Origin of the sequence: Cupriavidus sp. DL-D2 (assembly GCF_039710735.1) — a bacterium.
Taxonomy (GTDB): Bacteria; Pseudomonadota; Gammaproteobacteria; order Burkholderiales; family Burkholderiaceae; genus Cupriavidus.
This window is the reverse complement of record NZ_JBDKXK010000051.1, coordinates 50054-71658: the sequence shown is the minus strand read 5'-3', so window position 1 is coordinate 71658 and position 21605 is coordinate 50054. Positions and strand designations below refer to the sequence as shown.

Here is a 21605-nt window from a genome sequence, read left to right as displayed (position 1 = left end):
CCCCCCCCCCGCGGTTCTAAATGCGACCTGTCTGTGATTGCACCGCCGGCCCTCACCCCCGGCCCCTCTCCCGCCTTGCGGGAGAGGGGAGAAAACCTATGCAGGCAAAACAGCCTCAACCCTCCCGAAACCGCCAGGCCGTCCCTTCCCTCGTAATCCGCTCCCAGATCACCTGCTTTTCCTCTTCGCTATAGAACACCCAGTTGCTGACCTCGCCTGCCGTGCGGCCGCAGCCCTGGCAGATTTCGTCGAACAGGGTCGAGCAGATGCCGATGCAGGGGCTGTCCGGACGGTCGGCCAGGCGTGACTGGGCCGCGTCGGCTTGCGGAATAGGGGCCTGCGGGTGAAGCGGATCGGCGGGGCGGTCTGACATGTGGCGGGAAAGGCGGGGGCGGCAATGACTGACCGCGCATTATAAACGGCCCCCGCATCCCTCCCCGAGTCCTTATTACGGCAGAGGTCATTGTGGAGCGCCCGTCCGGCGCCTACGCTGTCTTCACAACCGGTATCACTCCCGGACAAGGAGACTATCCATGCCAGACCAGACCGTCCAGACTGTCGATCCCCGCGCGATGGCCATGCTCGAATCGGTGCTGATTGGTTCGCCCGTGGCACGTGCGCTTGGCATCCGTTTTGGCCGGGTCGAGATCGATCATGTGGCGTTGCTGCTGCCGTTCAGCATGCAGAACATCACCGTGGGCGACATGGTGCATGGCGGTGTCATCGCCACGCTGATCGATGTGGCGGGCGCCGCGGCGGCGTTCACGAATGTGGATCAGGAAACCGTGAAGGGCGGGGCAACGTCTTCGCTGTCCATCCAGTACCTGGCGCCGGCGAAGTCCGCCGCGCTGCGGGCAGTGGCCGATGTGGTGCGTCGGGGCCGCAGGCAGGTGGTGACCGAGGTCGCGGTCTATGCGGAAGCGGAAAATGAAAGGGCCGCGCTCTGCGCCAAGGCGTTGATGAGCACGGCCCTTCTTTGAAACGTCAGGACTTCGGCGGGATCAGTACTTCCAGAAGATCTGCTGCAGCGCCTTCGGATCGTTGGTCTTGGTCAGCGCCAGCGCCATCAGGATGCGCGCTTTCTGCGGCAACTGGTCGTCGGTGACGATCCAGTTGTACTTGTCATCGGGCTGCTCCGCGTTGCGGACCACGATGCCGCTGCCGGTGCGCGATGCGCGTACCACCTGCACGCCCTTGGCCTGTGCCGCCTTGAGCGATTCCACCATGTAGTCGCCCACGCTGCCGTTACCGGTGGCTGCATAGACGATGGCCTTGGCACCGCTCTTCACCGCAGCATCGACGCTGGCCGGGTTGACGTTGCCGTAGGCATAGACCACGGCCACTTCCGGCAGCTTGTCGATCTTGTCGATATCGAATTCCGTCTGCGTCGTGTGCGGACGGGCGAGCGTACGGTAGTACAGCGTGCGGCCTTCCACTACGTATCCGAGCGGCCCGAACGGCGAGCGGAACGTTTCGGTCTTGAACGTATTGGTCTTGGTCACGTCGCGGCCGGTGTGGATCTCGTCGTTGAGCACGGCCAGCGTACCCTTGCCCTTCGAGGCCGGGCTCGACGCCACCAGCACGGCGTCATACAGGTTCAGCGCGCCATCGGCACCCAGCGCGGTGCCCGGACGCATCGAGCCGACCACCACCACCGGCTTGTCGCTCTTCAGCGTGAGGTTCAGGAAGTATGCGGTTTCCTCGATCGTGTCGGTACCGTGCGTGATCACCACGCCGTCCACATCCGGTTGCTTGAGCAGTTCGGAGACGCGCTTGCCCAGTTTCAGCAGCCGCTCGTTGTTGAAGCTCTCGGAGCCGATCTGGAAGATCTGTTCGCCCTTGACGTTGGCGACCTTCGAGATTTCCGGCACCGAGGCAATGATCTTGTCGACTGGCACCACGGCGGACTGGTAGGCCGCGGTGTTGGTGGCCGAGGCCCCTGCACCGGCGATGGTGCCGCCCGTGCCGATGATCACGATGTTCGCCTTGCGTGCCTCGGTCGTGGTGCCTGCGGGCGCCGTGGCGCTGGGCGACGGTGCGAGCTGCGCATGGGCCGCGCCGGCCATCAGCGTGGCGGACAGCAGCAGGGCGGTGACGATGGGTTTCAACTTGGCAGGATGTTGCATGCGTTCTCCTCTTGGCGGCATCGTGGCGACTTCTTGTGGAAGCGGTGATGCCGCTGGTGGCTGGGTCATGAGACTGCGGCTGACGTACTGCTGGCCCTCTCCCCCGGCCCCTCTCCCAGAGGGAGAGGGGAGAAAACCAAAAGGCGCGGGAGAGGGCCATCGTCAACCAACAGAGCGAGCACTATACCCACCAAAAAAAGTTGCGTCGACAACTGCGCCAGCGCTGTCACAAGTCCGCAAAGGTACGCCTGATAAGACAAAGCGGCATCTTCCCTTTCGAAAAGATGCCGCTCGAACAATCTAAAGAATCAGCGATCAGGTATTGCTCAGAACGCGTCTCCCGGCACCCTTACCCAGCCTTCCATCAGCACGCGTGCGCTGCGGCTCATGATGGCTTTCTTCACTGTCCATTGCCCATCGGCCTGCACCGCTTGCGCGCCCACACGCAGCGTGCCGGACGGATGCCCGAAGCGCACGGCCTCACGTTCGCCGCCACCGGCAGCCAGGTTGACGAGCGTGCCCGGCACTGCTGCCGCCGTGCCGATGGCGACTGCAGCCGTGCCCATCATCGCGTGGTGCAGCTTGCCCATCGACAGCGCGCGGACCAGCAGGTCCACGTCCTCGGCCTTGACCGCCTTGCCGCTCGATGCCGTGTAGGTCACCGGCCTGGCTACAAAGGCGACTTTCGGCGTGTGCTGGCGCGTCTTGGCCTCGTCGATGTTCTGGATCAGACCCATGCGCTTCGCACCGTAGGCGCGGATGGTTTCGAACATCGCCAGTGCCTTCGGGTCGCCGTTGATGGCGTCCTGCAACTCCGTGCCCGTGTAGCCGATGGCCTCGGCCTCGACGAAGATCGTCGGGATGCCGGCGTTGATCATCGTGGCGCGCAGCGTGCCGACGCCGGGGACGTCAAGGTCGTCGACGAGGCTGCCGGTGGGGAACATCGCACCGCCGCCGTCATCGCCTTCGTCGGCAGCCGGGTCCATGAATTCGAGCTGGACCTCGGCAGCCGGGAAGGTCACGCCATCGAGTTCGAAGTCGCCGGTCTCCTGTACCGCGCCGTCCGTGATGGGCACGTGCGCGATGATCGTCTTGCCGATATTGGCTTGCCAGATCTTCACGGTAACCGTGCCGTTTTGAGGAATCCGCGATGCCTCGATAAAGCCGTTGCTGATCGCGAATGGCCCCACGGCTGCCGACAGGTTGCCGCAGTTGCCGCTCCAGTCCACGAATGGCTGATCGATCGATACCTGACCGAACAGGTAATCGACGTCGTGACCGGGACGCGTGCTCTTGGCGATGATCACCGTCTTGCTGGTGCTCGACGTGGCGGCGCCCATGCCGTCGATCTGCTTGCCGTACGGATCGGGGCTACCGATCACGCGCAGCAGCAGCTTGTCGCGTGCGGCGCCGGGCACCTGCGCGGCTTCCGGCAGATCTTGCAATCGGAAGAAGACGCCCTTGCTGGTGCCGCCACGCAGGTAGGTGGCGGGAATCTTGATTTGAGGTGCGTGAGCCATCGTAATTGTCCTAATCAAGCGCGGCGATATCAGGCCGCTGCGCGCGACGATTCCAGGAAGTCCTGCGCAAAGCGCTGCAGCACGCCCCCGGCTTCGTAGATCGACACTTCCTCGTCGCTATCGAGGCGGCACAGCACGGGCACTTCGAGCTTGTCGCCGTCGCGGCGATGGATCACCAGCGTCAGTTCCGCGCGCGGACGGCGTTCGCCGATCACGTCGAAGGTTTCGGTGCCGTCGATGTTGAGCGTCGTGCGGTTGGTGCCCGGATAGAACTCCACCGGCAACACGCCCATGCCGATCAGGTTGGTACGGTGGATGCGCTCGAAGCCTTCGGCAACGATGGCCTCCACACCGGCCAGCCGCACGCCCTTGGCTGCCCAGTCACGCGACGAGCCCTGGCCGTAGTCGGCCCCGGCAATCACGATCAGCGGCTGCTTGCGCTCCATGTAGGTCTCGATGGCTTCCCACATCCGCACCACCTTGCCTTCCGGCTCGATGCGGGCCAGCGAACCCTTCTTCACGGCACCATCGACCACGGCCATTTCGTTAAGCAGGGTCGGATTCGCGAAGGTGGCGCGCTGGGCGGTCAGGTGATCGCCCCGGTGCGTGGCGTACGAGTTGAAGTCCTCTTCGGGCAGCCCCATTTTGGCCAGGTACTCGCCAGCCGCGCTGTCCAGCAGGATCGCGTTCGACGGGGAAAGATGGTCGGTGGTGATGTTGTCGCCCAGCACCGCCAGCGCGCGCATGCCGTGCAGCGTGCGTTCGCCGGCCAGGGCGCCTTCCCAGTACGGCGGGCGGCGGATATACGTGCTCTGCGGACGCCAGTCGTACAGCGGATCGATGGACGTGTCGTTCTCCGCATGTAGCGCGAACATCGGCTCGTAGACCTTGCGGAACTGCTCGGGCTTGACGCTCTGGCGCACGATGGCGTCGATTTCCTCGTCGCTCGGCCAGATGTCCTTCAGGTAGACCGGCTGGCCATCCGTGCCGATGCCCAGCACATCCTGCTCGATATCGAAACGGATGGTCCCGGCGATGGCATAGGCCACCACCAACGGCGGCGAGGCCAGGAATGCCTGCTTGGCGTACGGGTGGATGCGGCCATCGAAGTTGCGGTTGCCCGAGAGCACTGCCGTCGCGTACAGGTCGCGATCGATGATTTCCTGCTGGATCTTCGGATCGAGCGCGCCCGACATGCCGTTGCAGGTCGTACAGGCGAACGCGACGATGCCGAAGCCGAGCTTTTCGAGGTCGGGCAGCAGCCTGGCTTCTTCGAGATAAAGCTCGACCGCCTTGGAGCCCGGTGCCAGCGACGACTTGACCCACGGTTTGCGCGTCAGTCCACGGGCGTTGGCATTGCGGGCCAGCAGCGCGGCGGCAATCACGTTGCGCGGGTTGCTGGTGTTCGTGCAGCTCGTGATGGCCGCGATGATGACCGCGCCATCGGGCATCTGGCCCGGCGTCTCTTCCCACTTGCCGGCAATGCCGCGCGCGGCCAGGTCGGACGTTGGCAGGCGCTTGTGCGGGTTCGACGGACCGGCCATGTTTCGGACCACGGTTGAAAGATCGAACGAGAGCGTGCGCTCGTACTCGGCATTGGCGAGGGCATCGGCCCAGAGGCCAGCGGTCTTCGCGTAGGTCTCGACGAGTTGCACCTGCGCTTCGTCGCGGCCGGTCAGGCGCAGGTATTCGGTGGTCTGGCCGTCGATGAAGAACATCGCAGCCGTGGCGCCGTACTCGGGCGCCATGTTCGAGATCGTGGCGCGGTCGCCCAGCGTCAGGCTCGACGCACCTTCGCCCCGGAATTCCAGATACGCGCCCACCACCTTTTGCTGGCGCAGGAATTCGGTCAGGGCCAGCACGATGTCGGTGGCGGTGATGCCCGGCTGGCGGCGGCCGGTCAGTTCCACGCCGACGATGTCCGGCAGGCGCATCCACGACGCGCGGCCCAGCATCACGTTTTCGGCTTCCAGTCCGCCCACGCCGATGGCGATCACGCCCAGCGCATCCACGTGCGGCGTGTGGCTGTCAGTGCCGACGCAGGTGTCGGGATAGGCCACGCCGCTCACGGTATCGGCATGGATCACCGGCGACATCTTCTCCAGATTGATCTGGTGCATGATGCCGTTGCCCGGCGGGATCACGTCGACGTTGCGGAACGCCTTCTTGGTCCAGTTGATGAAGTCGAAGCGGTCTTCGTTGCGGCGATCCTCGATGGCGCGATTCTTCTTGAACGCATCCGGATCAAAGCCGCCACATTCCACGGCCAACGAGTGGTCGACGATCAGTTGCACCGGGACCACCGGGTTGACCTTGGCCGGATCGCCGCCTTGATCGGCAATGGCATCGCGCAAGCCAGCCAGATCCACCAGTGCGGTCTGGCCCAGGATGTCGTGGCAGACCACGCGGGCCGGGAACCACGGAAAGTCCAGGTCGCGGCGGCGCTCGATCAACTGCTTGAGCGAGTCGGTCAGCGTGGCCGGGTCGCAGCGGCGCACGAGGTTTTCGGCGAGCACGCGGGAGGTGTAGGGCAGCTTGTCCCAGGCGCCGGGGGAGATGTCATTGACGGCGGCGCGGGCATCGAAGTAGTCGAGCTTCGTACCAGGCAGCGGCTTGCGATAGGCGGTGTTCATGGCGGCGTGAGGACTGGGTGCTTGCCGCCCGCGCGGTTCCAGGGGAACGCAGCGGGCGGTGGCACTTTTACTAGTGACTGGGGTTGCCCCCGGACGATGCGAGTTGTGCGGACTGAGTTGTGCAGACTCAGGCGCGCTTCTCGATCGGCACGAACTTCAGGTTTTCCGGGCCGGTGTAGTTGGCCGTGGGACGAATGATCTTGTTGTCGATGCGTTGCTCGATCACGTGCGCGGCCCAGCCCGAGGTGCGCGCAATCACGAACAGCGGCGTGAACATCGCCGTGGGCACGCCCATCATGTGGTAGCTCACTGCGCTGAACCAGTCGAGGTTCGGGAACATCTTCTTGGCGTCGGCCATGACCGTTTCCAGGCGCTCGGCGATGTTGAACATCTTCATCGAACCGGCGTCCTTCGACAGCTTGCGTGCCACTTCCTTGATCACCACGTTACGCGGATCGCTGATCGTGTACACCGGGTGGCCAAAGCCAATCACCACTTCCTTGTTTTCCACGCGGCGACGGATATCGGCCTCGGCCTCGTCCGGCGTGTCGTAACGCTTCTGGATCTCGAACGCCACTTCGTTGGCGCCGCCATGCTTCGGGCCGCGCAGCGCGCCGATACCACCGCAGATGGCCGAGTACATGTCGGAACCCGTGCCGGCCACCACGCGGCAGGCGAACGTCGAGGCGTTGAATTCGTGCTCGGCGTAGAGATTCAGCGAGGTCTGCATCGCACGTTCCCACAGCTTTGACGGCGGCACGCCATGCAGCAGGTGCAGGAAGTGGGCGGCGATGGAGTCGTCGTCGGTTTCCACTTCGATGCGGCGGCCGTTGTGGCTGTAGTGATACCAGTACAGCAGCATCGAACCCAGGCTGGCCATCAGGCGGTCTGCGATATCGCGTGCGCCCGGCACGTTGTGGTCGTCCTTCTCCGGCAGCACCGTGCCGAGTACGGACACGCCGGTGCGCATCACGTCCATCGGGTGGGCGCTGGCGGGCACCCATTCCAGTGCAGCCTTGACGTTGGCGGGCAGGCCGCGCAGCGCCTTGAGCTTGGCTTTGTAGGCGGCCAGTTCGGCGCGGGTGGGCAGCTTGCCGTGGACCAGCAGGTGGGCCAGTTCCTCGAATTCGCAGGTATCGGCGATGTCGAGGATGTCGTAGCCGCGATAGTGGAGATCGTTGCCGCTGCGGCCTACGGTGCACAGCGCGGTATTGCCGGCGGCAATACCGGACAGGGCAACAGACTTCTTGGGCTTCGGCGTGGCCAGCGGTTGGGCTTCGGACATCGGGGTCTCCTTGTTTTGTGCTTTCTGTGAGGTGGGCTTGCGAGCTGCCATGGTGGTTCTCTCGCTAATCGGAACTGAAGGTTGTCTCTGTCTCGGAGGCGGTCGGGTCTTACTTGCCCTTGCCTTGTGCGAACAGCGCGTCGAGCTTGTTCTCGTAGGCATGGTAGTCGATCCGCTCGTACAGTTCGGCGCGCGTCTGCATCGTATCGACCACATTCTTCTGGGTGCCGTCACGACGGATGGCGGCGTAGACGTTTTCGGCAGCCTTGTTGGCGGCGCGGAAGGCCGACAGCGGGTACAGCGACATCGCCACGCCCACGCTGCGCAGGTCATCGAGCGTGAAATACGGGGTGGCGCCGAACTCGGTCAGGTTGGCCAGCACGGGCACCTTCACGGCATCGACGAACTTCGCATACATGGCCAGATCGGTCATGGCTTCCGGGAAGATGGCGTCGGCGCCGGCTTCCACGCAGGCCACAGCACGCTCGATCGCCTTGTCCAGTCCTTCCACGGCCAGCGCGTCGGTACGGGCCATGATCACGAAGTTCTGGTCGGTACGGGCATCCACGGCGGCCTTGATGCGGTCGACCATTTCATCCTGACCGACGATTTCCTTGCCCGGGCGATGGCCGCAGCGCTTGGCGCCCACCTGGTCCTCGATATGCATGGCCGCTGCGCCGAACTTGATCAGCGAGCGCGTAGTGCGGGCCACGTTGAAAGCGGAAGAGCCGAAGCCGGTATCGACATCGACCAGCAGCGGCGTGTCGCAGACATCGGTGATGCGGCGGATATCGGTCAGGACATCGTCCAGGTTCGAGATGCCGAGGTCCGGCAGGCCCAGCGAACCGGCTGCCACGCCGCCGCCCGACAGGTAGATCGCACGGTAACCGGCGCGCTTGGCCAGCAGGGCGTGATTGGCGTTGATCGTGCCCGGGATCTGCAGCGGGGATTCATCGATCAGAGCCTGGCGGAAGCGGGCACCTGCGGAGCGGGCGAGTTCGTTGGCGGTGAAGGTCATGGCGTGGATCTCGTTGGTCTTCTATTCGATTTCGTTTCAAAGCTGCTTCGGGGGCAGGGCGGTGCAATGAAGCGCAAGGGGTGTGCCAGCAGGATGGGACCGTACTGCGAGTGAATGGATCGGCTCGCGGGTATCTCGTAATCCCTTACGTTTCAAGGGGTTGGGTTCCTTGTGCGCAACTTGGGGCCACCTTCCGTGTCGTGTGGATTTCACTTTCACGTATTTCGATGAATTCCATGCATTTCAAAGTTGAAATGCATGGGGCAGCGGCGCACAATGCCAACACCCCGACCGACTATATGCCTTACCCGGCTCTCCCGCCATGTCGTCCCTGCCTTCCATCGCGCTGAAACCCACCCCTCCCACTGCTGCCGGCGCCCGGCCCAGGATATGGGCAATGGGGATCAGCCGACTGTCGCGTGCGTTTGCCGACTTGATTCCCGCCTACGCAGCGCGGGCCGAGTTCCGCATCGTCGGGCGCGCCTTCGAAGCAGCAGCCAGCGCCATCAATCGCGAGGCGCGCGAGAACCGGGTGGATGTCGTGGTGGCGGGCGGCTCCAATGGTGCCTATCTGCGGCAGCACGTGGACGTGCCCGTGGTGCTGGTCAAGGTGACCGGCTTCGACGTGATGAGCGCGCTGGCCACGGCGCGGCGCATCTCTCCCAAGGTGGCGCTGGTGACGCACGCCTCGACCTACGCTGAAGTCGACGAGTTCGTGCAGGCGTTCGGCCTCGATATTCCGCGCTACACCTACCTGACCGAAGACGACGCCACGGCGCGTGTGCGGGCGCTCAGGGAAGAGGGCATTCGCGTGGTGGTGGGGCCGGGCATGGTGACGGACCTTGCGGACAAGTACGGGCTGGTGGGCGTGTTCCTGTATTCCGGTAATGCCGTGCGGCTGGCGCTGGAAGATGCGATCGAGGCCGCGCGGCTGCGGCGTATCGAATCCACGCGGCGCGACTACGTGAATGCCATCCTGGCCCATCTGAACGAAGGTGTGGCCGCCGTGGATGCGGAAGGGCGCGTCCAGGCGTTCAATCCTGCCATGGAGCGATTTCTTGGCACACCGGCGGGCGTGGCCGTGGGCCGTAAGCTCTCGACGCTGGCACCGGGTTTGTCGCTCGATGGCGTGATGCAGAGCGGCACGAGCGATCTGGAGGCGATCCATCGGCTCGGTGATCGCATGGTCGTGGTCAATCGCATTCCCATTGTTGGCGAGGCGGGTAGTTCCGGTGCGGTGCTGACCATCCAGGATGCCAACGCGATTCATCGTGCGGACCGCAACCTGCGCTCGCGCAATCGTCCCCGGGCTGCTGGGGTGCGATACAGCCTGGATGATCTGGCTGGCGATTCGGCGGCAATGTCGGGTTTGCGGGCGCTGGCGCGGCGCTACGCCGTGGTGGATTCCACCGTGCTTGTGAGCGGCGAGAGTGGCACCGGCAAGGAAGTGCTGGCGCAAGGCATGCACGACGCCAGTCCGCGCCGCGCGTTTCCGTTCGTCGCAGTCAATTGCGCGGCTTTCCCGGAAACGCTGCTCGAATCGGAACTGTTCGGCTACGAGGAAGGCGCCTTTACGGGCGCGCGACGGGGCGGCAAGGCGGGCTTGTTCGAATCGGCCCATAACGGCACGCTGTTCCTCGACGAGGTGGGCGACATGCCGCCTGCACTGCAGACCCGGCTGCTGCGTGTACTGCAGGAAAAACAGGTGCTGCCGATTGGCGGGATCGAAGCGGTGCCGGTCAACGTGCGCGTGATCGCCGCCACGCACCGGGACCTCGCCGCGCTCGTGCGCGATGGCACGTTTCGCCAGGACCTCTACTACCGCCTCAACATCCTCCGCATCGAAATGCCACCGCTGCGCGAGCGCTCAGCCGACCTCGCCGCGCTGGCTTCGCTGCTCTATCAGCGCGCGCAGGAGCGGCTTGGCACTACTGCGCCGCAGCCGCTGCCTGCGCTGGTGTCAGAGCGTCTGGCGTCTTACGACTGGCCGGGGAATATCCGCGAGCTGGAGAACGTGACCGAACGGATCGCGGTGTTGGTAGCAGGGGTGGAACTCGCCCCGATGGCCTTGCAGCAAGAATTGCAGGCCGCCGTGCCCGAACTGTTCGCCACCCGCGAAGCCGCGCCATCGCTGGCCGGTATTGCCCGGATGAGCGAAACCGACCACATCCGCCGTGTGCTGGAGGAGTGCGGCGGCAACCGCGCCGAGGCGTGCGCGAAGCTGGGGATTAGTGCGACGACGTTGTGGAGGCGGTTGAAGGGAGCGTAAGCGTTCTCATCTCCCACGGATTTCGCTCCCCTCTCCCGCGACGCGGGAGAGGGGCTGGGGGTGAGGGCAAGCGGATCTGCTTGCCAATCACGCTCAGATTTTTCACCGCCACGCCCTCTCCCCCAACCCCTCTCCCACCTGCGGCGGGAGAGGGGAGCAAACAAATGGACGGTGCGAAGGCTAGTAACGCAATTAACCGCCAATATTCTCCCCACCCAAACAAAAAAGGCTCCCCCGATTCCGGGCGAGCCTTTTCCTCTTCGTCTGCAGGAGCCAGGCAGTCAGTCAAACATCATCCGCCAACCGTACCCCTGTGAACTGCCACCGTTGATGCGGATAGAAGAAATTCCGATATGTCGCCCGGATATGCGACTCGGGCGTGACGCACGACCCGCCGCGCAACACCATCTGGCTGCTCATGAACTTGCCGTTGTACTCGCCCACCGCTCCCGTGCTCGGCTGAAAACCGGGGTAGGGCAGGAAGGCGCTGGCGGTCCATTCCCAGACATCCCCAAACATCTGGCGCAGCACGCCTGACGTGTTCTGCCGATCCGGCAGCGGACGCAGCGCGCGGCCTTCGATGAAATTGCCGGTGGCATGCAGGCTGCGGGCCGCGTGCTCCCATTCGGCTTCGGTCGGCAGCCGGCGCTCGGCCCAGCGCGCGAACGCGTCGGCTTCGAAGAAGCTCACGTGCGTCACCGGGCTATCCGGATCGACGGGATGCATGCCGCGCAGGCTCATCTGCCACCATGTACCTTCGCGCGCTTCCCAGTACAGCGGCGCCTCGATCTGGTTGTCGCAGACCCAGCGCCAGCCATCGGACAGCCATAGTCCAGCCGTCTGGTAGCCGCCATCCTCGATGAACTCGAACCATTGATGATTGCTCACCGGATGCGTGCATAGCGCGAACGGCCGCAGCAGCACCTGGTGCCGAGGGCCTTCGCAGTCGAACGCGAAATCGTCACTGCCATGCCCGATCGAGACGATGTCGCCGGCAAAGCGCACCCATTCCGGTGCGGGACGCGGGTCCGCCACCACCGGCTCCGCCAGTTCCGGCGCATAGGCAGGCCGCAGCGGATTCTGGGCGAACAGGTGCAGGATGTCCGTCAGCAACAGCTCCTGGTGCTGCTGCTCGTGATTCAGGCCAAGGGTGATGAGCGCCGCTTCGTCGTCGGTCTGCGCAGTAATGAGCAGCGAGAACATGCTCTCGTCGACGGCTTCGCGATAGGCCAGCACCTCGTCGAGCGTGGGCCGGGTCAGCAGACCGCGCTTCGGACGCGGATGACGCGCGCCAACCGCTTCGTAATAGGAGTTGAACAGGTAGCGATACTGGGGATCGACGGGTTCGTAATCGGGTAGCCGTGCGGCGAGCACGAACTCCTCGAAAAACCACGTCGTATGGGCCAGGTGCCACTTGGCCGGGCTGGCATCGTCCATCGACTGCACGGTGGCATCGGCATCGGTCAGGTCCGCCACAAGCATTTCGCTGGCGGCGCGCACATGGCGGTACTGGGACAGCAGTGCGGGTTCCTGCGGAGGATGGCTGGCGGTGGCTGGCAACAGTGCTGAGGCTGTGGGCATGCAGGCTCCCGGTGGCGTGGCGGACAGTCGAACCATCATAGACCTATCCGCCCGGCGGGGCGAGCGGCCGGAGATCGGGTGTGGGTGTAGGTTGGCGCCTACGCGGTCACGCCAGAAAAACAAAAAAACCCGCATCCCCCGACCGGAGAGGTAAGGGGATGCGGGTGGCAGCGTCGGCGCCAACGGGATGGCGCCGGGTACTTCACGGAGTGATGGGTCGTAGCAGATTCAGACTCAGGCGGCAGCGCGTACGGCGTCGTTCAGCGCGGCAATCTCGGTACGGGCCTGGTTCAGGCCGGCTTCGCGGGATTCCGGACCCATCGCCAGTCCATGAGCACGGACAAACTGGATATCCGTCACGCCCAGGAAGCGCAGTACGGCGTTCATGGTGATCTCGTGCAGGTCCAGCGCCGAATCGTCCTGGCGCACGCCGCCACGCGACGACACCACGATCGCACGCGCCTTGGCCAGACCTTCGGGGCCGTTGGCCGTGTAGCGGAACGTGCGGCCAGCCTGGGCGATACGGTCGATCCAGGCCTTGAGCTGGCTCGGAATACCGAAGTTGTATTGCGGTGCACCGATCACCAGCACATCGGCAGCCAGGAATTCGGCCAGAAAGGCTTCCGTGCGATCGAGTTCGGCTTGCTGTTCTGCGTTCAGCCCTTCCTTCGGGCCGCCCAGCACGGGCAGCAGGTTGTCGGTCAGGTGGGCGGGTGCCTCGCGGTTGAGGTCGCGGACGGTCACGTTGGCGCCGGGGTTGGCTGCGACAAGGTCGGCCACCACGGCGGCGGTCAGGTTGCGCGAAACGGAGTTGTCACCGAGGACGCTGGAATCGATCTGGAGGATGTTCATTTGTCTGGCCCCACTGAAGTTCGTTTGGATGGACTGAAAGATAGAGGGTCGCCATTGATGCCGGTAGTGAGGCAAAATGCAAATGATTGTTCTGCAGATGCAACGACGAACGAGCCCCCATTAATCGCCCCCAAGGTCAGACATGCAGGATCTCAACGATTTGTCCCTCTTTGCACAGGTTGTGCAGCACGGCAGTTTCTCGGCCGCCAGCCGCGCCAGCGGTGTCCCCAAGTCGCGGCTCTCCCGCCGTATTGCCCAGTTGGAGCGTGACCTGGGCGTGCAACTGCTTCGCCGCACCACACGACAGGTGCGTGTCACACCACTCGGTGAAGCCTATTACGCGCGGTGCCGCGAGATGCTCCAGGCTGCCGAGGCGGCGCGCGAGGTGATCGACAGCGCCCGCGAGCAACCCGGCGGCGTACTGAAGGTCAGTTGCCCGGTGGCGATCGTGCAGATCCTGCTGGCGCCCAGCATCGGCCAGTTCATGCGTGCCAATCCCGGCATCGAACTGGAGATCGAGGCGACCAATCGACGCGTAGACGTGATTGCCGAGGGCTTCGATCTGGCCCTGCGCGTGCGCAACGTGCTCGACGATTCCAGCCTGGCTGTGCGCACTTTCGGCAAGAGCGACCTGAAACTGGTGGCCAGCCCCGCGCTGCTCGACAGCATCGGCCGGCCTCGCACGCCGCAGGCGCTGGAGGGCATGCCGGGGCTCGGACAGAAGCCGCACGAAGGGCGCCATGTCTGGACGCTGTTCGACAAGTCAGGAGAGCCCGTCCACATCGGCTATCAGCCGCGCCTGATTTCCGACGAGTTCGCCCTGCTGCGCGAGGCCGCCATCGCAGGTGCTGGCGTAGCGATGCTGCCGCGCATGTATTGCCGAGACGAAATCGAGCGCGGCGAGCTGGAGGTGGTATTGCCGCAGTGGGATCTGCCCATGGGCGTGCTGCACGCGGTCTTTCCGTCCCGGCAGGGCGTGACGCCTGCGTTGCGGCGTTTTCTCGATTTCCTGGCCGAGGTGCTGCCCGAGCATGCACGCCGGGTCGGCATGATGCCGCATGGTGGATTGGCGATGCACCTGACACCGCCCATGGGGCTGCCACCGGGAGAGGACGCGTAGGCACCTGCTGAAAAGCGTGCGGATAGGCTGGAATCCGGTCAAACGCGACAAGTTAGCGTCTTTACCTTCACGTCGGCACGGGCTAAGGTAGTTGAATGCAGGTCACATGTGGATCTGCATCCAACGGCAGGACTTTCAGGAGGGAACACCATGAGTCGCACGCAAGGAACGCAAGACCTTGGCAAGGCCATTCTGCGGATAGCCCTCGGGGTGCTGATCCTCCTTCACGGTATTGCCAAGTTGATGGCGGGTCCCGGATTCGTCATGCAGGTAGTGGCGCAGGCCGGGCTGCCTTCCTTCGTGGCCTATGGCGTCTACATCGGTGAAGTGGTGGCGCCCATCTTGTTGATCATTGGCCTGTTCACGCGGCTGGGCGGTCTCATCATCGCCGTCAACATGCTGTTCGCGTTGGGGCTGGTCCACGTCAAGCAGCTTGGCGAAATGGCGAACACAGGCGGTTGGGCGCTGGAACTGCAGGGCATGTACCTGGCAGCGGCGCTGGCCGTGGCGTTTCTCGGTGCGGGCCGCCTGAGCGTGGGCGGCATCGACGGTAAATGGAACTAGGACTCGACGTCATCAGACGTCACTCGACGCAATCAGGAGCTCGCATGCAATTCACGAAACTGTCGCAGTGCCACATGGCCCTGCGTGGCCTGCCTGTCGCTGGCGCACTGCTGGCAGCGCTGGCGCTGACCGGCTGCGCCACTGGCCCGGACATTCGCTCGGACTACAACCGCAGTGTCGATTTTGGGCAGTTCCGGACGTTCGGCTTCGAGCCGAAGCTGGGGACGGACCGGCAAGGGTACGAGACCCTGACCACGCAGTATCTGAAAGGCGCCGTGCAGCGCGAAATGACGGCGCGTGGCTACCAGTTCGCGCCGCAGCGGCCGGACCTGCTGGTCAACTTCAACGTGCAGTTCCGGCAGCAGATCGTGAGCAACCCGGCGCCGTTGCCACCGCCGGGCTACGCGGGCTACTACGCGTATCGTGGCGGTCTCTATGCGCCATGGCCGGGCTACGGGTTCTATAACGACACGTACACCTACACCGAAGGCACGCTGAACATCGACGTGATCGACGCGAAAAAGAACCAGCTCGTCTGGGAAGGCATCGCGCAGGGCGACGCCAGCCAGGCCGATCCGCAGAACAACCAGGCGGCCATCGACAAGGTCGTGGGCAAGATCTTTACCAAGTACCCCTTCCGGGCCGGACAACCGTCGCCGGTCAGCCCGCCGCCTGCGAAGTAATTCCTCGCAAAAACGCGCCACAACGCCCGCAATCGAAAACTTTAGCGAAAGTTCCAGGTAAGTTTTTGTGCGCGCGGCGGTCTCGCCGATCCAGACCCGCTACAATCGCTGCCCGTGGTTTTCTAACGTGCAAATTGAAATGGGTCTGGGCTGGTTCGGAATTTCGACCTTCTGGCTGTTGCCGCTTCTCTGGCGAACGGTGAGCCGTGTGCTCGCCGGCGATCGTCGGTTATTCGGCCGGGGTTCGCTGCGCGTGCTGATGGGTACTGTGCTGGTGCTGGGCGCCAGCGCCACGCTGGAAGCGCTGACAGGCGGCGAGACCGCTGAAGCCACTCATGCCCTGGCAGGCGGTGCAGCGGGCCATGCGCTGGCCGGTGCTGTCTCGAGCATGCTCGGCTGGACGGGTGGGTTGCTGATGATGCTGGCCGTGCTCGGCTTGTCGGCGCCCATGGTATTCGGCGAGACGTGGCGCAGTCTGTTCCAACTGCATCGTCCTCCGGTCAATCCGGAAGAGAACCGTCCCTCGCCGAAGCCCGCCGCACGTGCCGAGACGCGCGTGGACACCCGACACGACACGGTCTCCACTTCTTCATCCTTCTCTTCTTCATCGCCGGCGTCTTCGCGCGACGATGCGGACCGTTGGGAAACCACATCGATGCCTTCACAAGCTGGCCGGCAGCCGCTGCGCCAGAAGGGCATCGAGCCGGTCTCCGCACGCCGCCAGCCCGCATGGCAACCACCGGCGCGTACGCGGCAATCGCCGCCGCAGCCGGGCGAGATCTGGCTGCATCACGCCGATGCGCCAGGCGTGGTCAAGCGCGATGCCACGCCACCGTCGGCACCCGTGATCGCTGCGCGTGCTCCGTCGTCGGCCTCGTCGGCCTCGTCGGCGTCTACAGCGACCAAGCCCGCACAGAAGCCTGTCCAGACACCCGCGCAAAAACCTGCGGCCCGTCCCACCCCTGCTGCGGCGCCTCAAGCCACCGTTGTCAGCAGTCCGTTCCGCAATCCGCAACTGGGTCTTCGCTCGGCGGTTACCACGCTGCCAGAGGCCATGACGAAGCCGGCGGCAGCCGTCGCGGCTACGCCCGCCGTGAGTGCAGCCGTCGCCGAGGATGATGCCGTGGCGGTTGTGGAGGCCCCGTTACCGGTGGCCGCTCCCGCTGCCACGCCTGCGCAGCCCGCTGTACCGGCGGAAGATGTCGTGCCCGAGGATGGCGTGACGCTTGACTCCATTCGGGCCGAGGCGCTGGCGTTGATGGCGGAATTGCGTGCACTGGCTGGCAAGCCAGAGTCCGCATCAGAGACCGGGTCGCTTGCCGAAGCAGAGGCCGCAGTCGAAGCCGAAGCCGAAGTCGCAGTCGAAGCCCTGGAGGCAGAGGCCGAAGCAGTCCCGGCGGTGAACGAACCGGAGTCCGAGGTCGCCGAGGTTGTGGATATCGGCAGGGTTGAGCTTGTCGAGGAAGCGCCGCTGGAAGTCATCGCCCAGCCCACCCAGGAAGCCTTGCCTGCCCAGCCCTCCGCATCGGAAGCCATCGAGCAGGCGGTAGCCGCCTCGATGGCGGAAGAACAACCCGACGACGTGCCATCGTCCGACGAGCCCGCCGCGCTTGAAGACGCCAACGTTTTCGTTCAGCCCGCGCCCAAGCCGCGCATCGTGCTCCAGGCCGTGATCGGCAATACGGTGCCGCTGGCGCCCGCGCAACCCGTGGCACCGGCACCGGTCGTCGTGGCGCCGCCGTCCCCGGCAGCCCCGCGCGAACCTGTGGATTACCGCTTGCCGGGTGTGGATCTGCTCGCTGCTGAAGACGGCAATATTGAAACGGTATCGGAGGAGCGCCTGCTCCAGACCGGTGAACTGATCGCCCAGCGGCTGGCAGAGTTCAAGGTGCCGGTGTCGGTGGTGGGCGCCAGTGCGGGTCCGGTCATCACGCGTTTCGAGGTCGATCCCGCCGTGGGTGTGCGTGGCGCGCAGGTGGTGGGGCTGATGAAGGATCTGGCGCGTGCGCTTGGCGTGACGTCGATCCGCGTGGTCGAGACCATCCCCGGCAAGACCTGCATGGGCCTGGAACTGCCGAATGCCAAGCGGCAGATGATCCGGCTGTCGGAGATCGTGAGTGGCAGCGCGTTCGATGCGCATGCGTCCAAGCTGGTTCTGGCGATGGGCAAGGACATCACCGGCAATCCCGTCGTGACGGACCTCGCACGCGCGCCGCATCTGCTGGTGGCGGGTACGACCGGCTCGGGCAAGTCAGTGGCGGTCAACGCGATGATCCTGTCGATGCTGTACAAGGCCACGCCCGAGGATGTGCGCCTGATCATGATCGACCCGAAGATGCTCGAACTGTCGGTCTACGAAGGCATCCCGCACTTGCTGGCACCCGTGGTGACGGATATGAAGCAGGCCGCGCACGCGCTCAACTGGTGCGTGGGCGAGATGGAAAAGCGCTACCGGCTGATGTCCGCGCTGGGCGTGCGCAATCTGGCCGGCTACAACCAGAAAATCCGTGCAGCGGAAGCGGCGGAGCGCAAGGTGCCGAACCCGTTCTCGCTGACGCCTGACGCCCCCGAGCCGCTTTCGACGCTGCCCCTGATCGTGGTGGTGATCGATGAGCTGGCCGATCTGATGATGGTGGCCGGCAAGAAGATCGAAGAGTTGATCGCCCGTCTTGCGCAGAAGGCCCGTGCAGCCGGTATCCACCTGATCCTGGCGACGCAACGTCCGTCGGTGGATGTCATCACCGGCCTGATCAAGGCCAACATCCCGACGCGCGTGGCGTTCCAGGTGTCATCGAAAATCGATTCGCGGACGATCCTGGACCAGATGGGTGCGGAGAGCCTGCTGGGGCAGGGCGACATGCTCTTCCTGCCGCCCGGCACCGGTTATCCGCAACGCGTACATGGCGCCTTTGTTGCCGACGAGGAAGTCCACCGCGTGGTGGAGCACTGGAAGCAATTCGGCGAGCCTGACTACGAAGAGGCGATCCTGGCGGGCGATGCCCCGGAAGGGGCAGCCGACCTGTTCGGGGAAGGGGGTGGCGATGCCGAAGCCGATCCGCTTTATGACGATGCCGCGCAATTCGTCCTGACATCGCGTCGCGCATCGATCTCGGCCGTGCAGCGCCATCTGCGCATTGGCTACAACCGGTCCGCGCGCCTGATCGAACAGATGGAGGTTGCCGGACTGGTCTCGCCAATGGGCCGCAACGGCACACGCGAAGTCATCGCGCCCGGTCCCGCCGACTGAAGCGCCCAAGGAACTGGTCATGACCGCGACGCGAGGCAACCTGCTGCATGATGTGCCGGTACATGCCACCGGCGAGGTTTTCACGGACCTGCTGGCTTGGCAGTCTACGGGCGGGGTGCGGATCGAGCGGATCGTATCGAACGGCCAGGCCAGCCCTCCCGGCTTTTGGTACGACAGCACCGACGACGAGTGGGTGCTGGTGATCAGTGGCACCGCTGCAGTGGAGCTTGACGATGGAACGACACACACGCTCGGCGCCGGGGACTGGCTGCGTCTACCACCGAACTGCCGGCATCGCGTGGCATGGACCGATGCGGCGCAGCCCACGATCTGGCTAGCGGTGCATGTGACGCCGTAGGGTTTCTCCCGCTCGGTTTTTACTCCCCTCTCCCACACAGTGGGAGAGGGGCTGGGGGTGAGGGCAAGGCGGTTATCCTGCGACTTGTCTCATTTGAACCGCTGGCCCTCACCCCCGACCCCTTTTCCCCAAGCGGGAGAGGGGAGAAAAAAGGGAGACTCCGTTTGCATTGTTTCATCCGGCTGTCCCTGGCCTTGCTGCTGGCGATCACCGTCGCCGCCCACGCCGATCCCCTCCGCATTGGCTCGAAGCGGTTCACCGAGTCGTACATCCTCGGCGAGATCCTGACGCAGTCAGCCGCGCCCCATGCCGATGCCAAGCATCTTCCCGGCCTGGGCAATACGGCCATTCTGTTCGAAGCACTCAAGGCGGGCAGCATCGATGCCTACCCGGACTACACGGGTACGCTGGCCAGCGAGATCCTCAAGTTGCCCCCGCCTGTCACGCTCGAGCGAATTAACGCCGCGCTGGCGCCGTTGGGCCTTGCGGCGGGCATTCCGCTTGGCTTCGACAACACCTACGCAATTGCCGTGTCCGATGCGCGCCCGGAAAGCCTGCGCACGCTGGGCGACCTTGCGCGGCAGCCGGGCCTGAAGCTCGGGCTGTCGCACGAATTCATCGGGCGAGCCGATGGTTGGCCTGCGCTCGTGCGGGCTTATGGCCTGCCGCAGCAGCCAATCGGCATTGATCATGGCCTGTCCTACGAAGCGCTCGCCAAGGGACAAATCGACGCGACAGACATCTACGCCACCGACGCCGAGATCCGGCGCTACCACCTGCGCGTGCTGGAGGACGACCGCCATGTCTTTCCTCGCTATGACGCGGTGATCGTCTATCGCGCCGATGTGCCGCAACGCTTTCCCGAGGCATGGCAGGCGTGGCAAAACTTGGCGGGGCGGATCGATGTGGCGGCGATGATCGGCATGAATGCTGCGGCGGAAATCGACGGCGCATCGTTCGCGGCCGTGGCAAGCCGCTTCCTGTCCGGTGGCGGGGGTAGTGCGGAACTGCGCAACGGCCTGCTGGCTACTTTACTGGGTGCCGAGACCTGGCGCCTGACCTTGCGCCATCTGGCGCTGGTTGGTGGCGCGGTGGGTGCCGCCACGCTGGTGGGCGTGCCCTTGGGTATCGTGGCTGCACGTAGACGTCGCACAGGCCAGGTGGTGCTGGCCATCGTCGGGGTGTTGCAGACCGTGCCGTCGCTCGCATTGCTGGCGATGTTGATTCCGCTGCTCGGCCGTATCGGCATCTGGCCGGCCATGATCGCGCTGTTCCTCTATGCGCTGCTGCCGATCGTGCGCAACGCCTGCATTGGCCTGCAGGAGGTGCCTCCGGGCATGCGCGATGCGGCGCGCGCGCTGGGCTTTCGTCCGTTACAGGTATTGCGCTACGTGGAGTTGCCGCTGGCCATGCCCGTGATGCTGGCGGGGATCAAGACTGCCGCAATCATTAGCGTGGGCACGGCCACGATTGCCGCCTTCGTGGGCGCAGGCGGTTACGGCGAGCGGATCGTAACGGGCCTGGCCCTGAACGACACCACCCAGTTGCTGGCGGGTGCCATACCGGCAGCGGTGCTGGCACTGGCAGTGCAGGGCGCATTCGGTGCCGTGGAATGGTTTATCCGGCACCGCCGCCCCTGGCGTTAACCGGAAAATCGTTACCGCAATATCCACGATCCGGGTATGCCGATCACCCGGAAACGAATTTCTGAAGAAGCCGGCGGAACTCCTCGAATTCCTCAATGGTAAATCCCTCCAGTCGCTGATTTAGCACTTCCGGTGCAATAGTAGGGATTTCCTCGGCAATATTCCGGCCCTTGGTTGTCAGCGCCAGATTTACCACGCGTCGATCATCGATACTGCGGCTGCGTTCCAATACCCCTTTCTCCTCCAGCTTGTCGAGCATGCGGGTCATGAGCCCACTGTCGATTCCCAGGACCTTGCTGATTTCGAAAGGCGTGCTGGCCACGCCCCGCATCAGGCAGAGCAGGATACCCATCTGCTGCCCATTGATGTCCAGAGGGCGCAAGGCGGAGTCCAGCTCCGTCAGCAAGCTATTGCGAGCTCGATTCAGGTGGAATCCGATGCTCTGCGTCAGGTGGAAGTTTTCCGGAGTGTAGTGCTTCACTGTGGTTTCCTTTGTGTTGCACCGCTGAAGATTGATCAGTCAGTAACCGATCCGCGTCTTGAACATCGGAGCGCGTCCGCGATTCATGGGAGCGAGTTTGGCAAATCCGGGACAAGAATGGAATTCAATTTTATTGTCTCTAGATTTAGAAAAAATGGAAACCACAAGTGTGTCTTTAAAGTAATGCGAAAATCGGAACATTAGCGATTGGATAATCCCCCA

The 21605-nt window shown here is 64.2% G+C and carries 17 protein-coding genes; 8 read left to right on the top strand and 9 right to left on the bottom strand.

Translation table 11 applies throughout. The features are described 5' to 3' along the window. Nucleotides 1-115: 115 nt before the first annotated feature. Complete coding sequence (locus tag ABDB81_RS22565) at nucleotides 116-373, bottom strand: DUF1289 domain-containing protein (protein WP_346813635.1); 258 nt, start codon at nucleotides 371-373, stop codon at nucleotides 116-118. Nucleotides 374-533: 160 nt separating this feature from the next. Here ABDB81_RS22565 and ABDB81_RS22560 point away from each other — a divergent pair, with 160 nt between their 5' ends. Beyond that, on the top strand, nucleotides 534-980 hold the full coding sequence (locus ABDB81_RS22560; protein ID WP_346813634.1) for a PaaI family thioesterase: 447 nt from the start codon (nucleotides 534-536) through the stop codon (nucleotides 978-980). A 21-nt stretch (nucleotides 981-1001) separates the two neighbouring features. Here the strand turns inward: ABDB81_RS22560 and ABDB81_RS22555 are convergent, their stop codons facing one another. From ABDB81_RS22555 to prpB, 5 genes are all read right to left on the bottom strand, one after another. Further along, nucleotides 1002-2126: an asparaginase gene (locus ABDB81_RS22555; protein WP_137927494.1), complete on the bottom strand. Its 1125-nt coding sequence runs from the start codon at nucleotides 2124-2126 to the stop codon at nucleotides 1002-1004. Nucleotides 2127-2452: 326 nt separating this feature from the next. Continuing rightward, entirely contained in the window at nucleotides 2453-3646 is a 1194-nt protein-coding gene (gene prpF, locus ABDB81_RS22550) for a 2-methylaconitate cis-trans isomerase PrpF (protein WP_137927493.1), read from the bottom strand. A 29-nt stretch (nucleotides 3647-3675) separates the two neighbouring features. Continuing rightward, nucleotides 3676-6279, bottom strand: a complete 2604-nt coding sequence (acnD, locus tag ABDB81_RS22545; protein WP_137927492.1) for a Fe/S-dependent 2-methylisocitrate dehydratase AcnD — start codon at nucleotides 6277-6279, stop codon at nucleotides 3676-3678. A 127-nt stretch (nucleotides 6280-6406) separates the two neighbouring features. Then, nucleotides 6407-7564 carry a 2-methylcitrate synthase gene (prpC, locus tag ABDB81_RS22540; RefSeq protein WP_137927491.1) on the bottom strand — a complete coding sequence of 386 codons (1158 nt, stop codon included), beginning with the start codon at nucleotides 7562-7564 and terminating at the stop codon, nucleotides 6407-6409. A gap of 109 nt (nucleotides 7565-7673) precedes the next feature. Further along, entirely contained in the window at nucleotides 7674-8582 is a 909-nt protein-coding gene (gene prpB / locus ABDB81_RS22535; RefSeq protein ID WP_137927490.1) for a methylisocitrate lyase, read from the bottom strand. 322 nt (nucleotides 8583-8904) lie between these two features. On the opposite strand from prpB, the gene prpR reads away from it, so the two are divergent. Beyond that, nucleotides 8905-10851, top strand: coding sequence for a propionate catabolism operon regulatory protein PrpR (gene prpR, locus ABDB81_RS22530; protein WP_346813633.1), 1947 nt, complete (start codon nucleotides 8905-8907; stop codon nucleotides 10849-10851). Between the two features lie 285 nt (nucleotides 10852-11136). On the opposite strand, the gene egtB is transcribed toward prpR, so the two are convergent. Both egtB and ABDB81_RS22520 read right to left on the bottom strand, forming a co-directional pair. Next, nucleotides 11137-12432, bottom strand: coding sequence for an ergothioneine biosynthesis protein EgtB (gene egtB / locus ABDB81_RS22525; RefSeq protein ID WP_346813632.1), 1296 nt, complete (start codon nucleotides 12430-12432; stop codon nucleotides 11137-11139). A gap of 234 nt (nucleotides 12433-12666) precedes the next feature. Continuing rightward, on the bottom strand, nucleotides 12667-13284 hold the full coding sequence (locus tag ABDB81_RS22520; protein ID WP_137927487.1) for an NAD(P)H-dependent oxidoreductase: 618 nt from the start codon (nucleotides 13282-13284) through the stop codon (nucleotides 12667-12669). A gap of 142 nt (nucleotides 13285-13426) precedes the next feature. On the opposite strand from ABDB81_RS22520, the gene ABDB81_RS22515 reads away from it, so the two are divergent. The 6 genes from ABDB81_RS22515 to ABDB81_RS22490 all read left to right on the top strand — a co-directional run bounded on the left by ABDB81_RS22515 (nucleotide 13427) and on the right by ABDB81_RS22490 (nucleotide 20902). Beyond that, a complete protein-coding gene (locus ABDB81_RS22515; protein ID WP_137927486.1) occupies nucleotides 13427-14404 on the top strand; it encodes a LysR substrate-binding domain-containing protein in 978 nt (325 codons plus the stop codon). Between the two features lie 150 nt (nucleotides 14405-14554). Further along, complete coding sequence (locus ABDB81_RS22510) at nucleotides 14555-14968, top strand: DoxX family protein (protein ID WP_137927485.1); 414 nt, start codon at nucleotides 14555-14557, stop codon at nucleotides 14966-14968. A 74-nt stretch (nucleotides 14969-15042) separates the two neighbouring features. Beyond that, complete coding sequence (locus ABDB81_RS22505; RefSeq protein ID WP_137927498.1) at nucleotides 15043-15651, top strand: DUF4136 domain-containing protein; 609 nt, start codon at nucleotides 15043-15045, stop codon at nucleotides 15649-15651. 139 nt (nucleotides 15652-15790) lie between these two features. After that, complete coding sequence (locus tag ABDB81_RS22500) at nucleotides 15791-18898, top strand: DNA translocase FtsK 4TM domain-containing protein (protein ID WP_346813639.1); 3108 nt, start codon at nucleotides 15791-15793, stop codon at nucleotides 18896-18898. A 19-nt stretch (nucleotides 18899-18917) separates the two neighbouring features. Further along, nucleotides 18918-19256, top strand: coding sequence for a cupin domain-containing protein (locus ABDB81_RS22495; protein ID WP_137927484.1), 339 nt, complete (start codon nucleotides 18918-18920; stop codon nucleotides 19254-19256). A 182-nt stretch (nucleotides 19257-19438) separates the two neighbouring features. Beyond that, nucleotides 19439-20902 carry a glycine betaine ABC transporter substrate-binding protein gene (locus tag ABDB81_RS22490; RefSeq protein WP_346813638.1) on the top strand — a complete coding sequence of 488 codons (1464 nt, stop codon included), beginning with the start codon at nucleotides 19439-19441 and terminating at the stop codon, nucleotides 20900-20902. Nucleotides 20903-20945: 43 nt separating this feature from the next. Here ABDB81_RS22490 and ABDB81_RS22485 read toward each other — a convergent pair whose 3' ends face one another. Then, a complete protein-coding gene (locus ABDB81_RS22485) occupies nucleotides 20946-21383 on the bottom strand; it encodes a MarR family transcriptional regulator (RefSeq protein ID WP_137927482.1) in 438 nt (145 codons plus the stop codon). Nucleotides 21384-21605 lie beyond the last annotated feature (222 nt).